Below are 1,426 nucleotides of genomic sequence, written 5' to 3' on the forward strand. Positions count from 1 at the left end.
GGCCGCGGCCTCGCCGATCGCCGAGGCCCCGGCCACCGAAGCGCGGCCGCCCGTGCCCGGCCCGAGTACCACCCCGCCGGTCGTCGCGGCGCCGGCCCCGGCCGACACCCGGGCCACGGCGACCAGCGCGGCGGTCACTCCGACCGCGAGCCCGAGCAGCGCCCGGCCGAGTGCCACCCCGGTCGGCGCCGGCAACCTGGAGCGCCAGCTGGTCGACCTGGTCAACACCGAGCGGGCCAGGCGGGGCTGTGCCCCGCTGCGGATCGACCCGAGGCTGCACGCCGCCGCCCAGCGCCACTCCGAGGACATGGTCGCCCGGTCCTACTTCGGCCACGACGCCCCCGGCGGCGGCCAGGCGGACGCCCGGCTGTCCGCCGCCGGCTACCGCTGGTCCCAGTGGGGCGAGAACCTCGACCGGGGGCCGAGTGCCCCCGCCGTGGTCTTCTCCCGCTGGATGGACGGCGGCATCCACCAGACGAACATGCTCGACTGCGCGTTCAAGGACGTCGGCGTCGGCGTGGCGACGGGCCCCGGGGGCCTCTACTGGACCCAGGACCTCGGCACCCCGCTCGGCTGACCGGCGCCGGCACCCCGGTCGGGCCCGTCAGCCCGTCAGAGCCGTCAGCCCACCAGACCCCGTCGGATCATCAGAGCGGCAGACCGACCAGACCGGGCGCCTCACCCGTGACATGGCCGGTCGCCTGGCCGACCACCGCGCCGGCGTCCCCGACCTGCCCCGGCAGGGCGTCCGGCACCGAGGCGAGCGGCCCGCCCCGGAGCGGTCCGGTCAGGTCGCCCTGGCCGCCGAGGACGGCGGCGTGGGCGCTGGGGGCGGTCAGGGAGGCCACGACGCCGACGGCGAGCGAGGCGACGGCGAGCATGCTGCGCTTCTTCATGCCCCGTTCAACGACGTTCCGCCACCCGGGTTACGGCCCGTCCGTCGTCGGGGGCGCGCCGGAGCCGAAGACGCGCCCCGGGATCACCTCGTGCCGGCTGGTCGTGGCGAACGGGGAGACCGCGAGGAACGAGCCGTCCGGTGCGAACGTGCCGCCCGGTGCCGTCCAGCCCGGACGGATCGAGTCGACCGCCTTCCGCAGCGCCGCGAGGGTCTGCGTCGTGGGGCCGCTCAGACAGCCCGTCAGCTGGACGGCCACCTGCTGCTCGGCCAGCATGACCTGCCGGTACCCGCGCACCAGCTCGGTGCCGCCCCGAACCACGCACTCCTTGCTGGGCTGCGTTCGCTCCAGCCCTTCCGTCTGGTCCAGGTACTCGCCCAGGGCGCTCCGGTCGGGGACGATCCGCAGCGCGAGCAGCACGCCGTCGTCGGCGATCATCCCCGAGCCGAGGCACACCGGCCCCAGCACGCCGTCGAGGGGCGGGCAGCCGCCCGGCCCGGTCAGCCGCTGGGAGGCGAGGTAGCCGACGG

General features: G+C 76.6%; 2 protein-coding genes and 1 pseudogene. 1 reads left to right on the forward strand and 2 read right to left on the reverse strand.

Annotated features, from left to right (window positions below; all coding sequences use genetic code 11):
- A partial coding sequence (locus ABD308_RS29610; RefSeq protein WP_344341555.1) for a CAP domain-containing protein occupies positions 1–577 on the forward strand: 577 nt, incomplete at its 5' end.
- Between the two features lie 70 nt (positions 578–647).
- Here the strand turns inward: ABD308_RS29610 and ABD308_RS29615 are convergent.
- Positions 648–896: a hypothetical protein gene (locus tag ABD308_RS29615; RefSeq protein WP_344341558.1), complete on the reverse strand. Its 249-nt coding sequence runs from the start codon at positions 894–896 to the stop codon at positions 648–650.
- A gap of 30 nt (positions 897–926) precedes the next feature.
- Positions 927–1,426: pseudogene (locus tag ABD308_RS29620) on the reverse strand (hypothetical protein); the annotation flags it as partial.

The sequence above is a fragment of the Kitasatospora putterlickiae genome (assembly GCF_039527695.1).
Lineage (GTDB): Bacteria > Actinomycetota > Actinomycetes > Streptomycetales > Streptomycetaceae > Kitasatospora > Kitasatospora putterlickiae.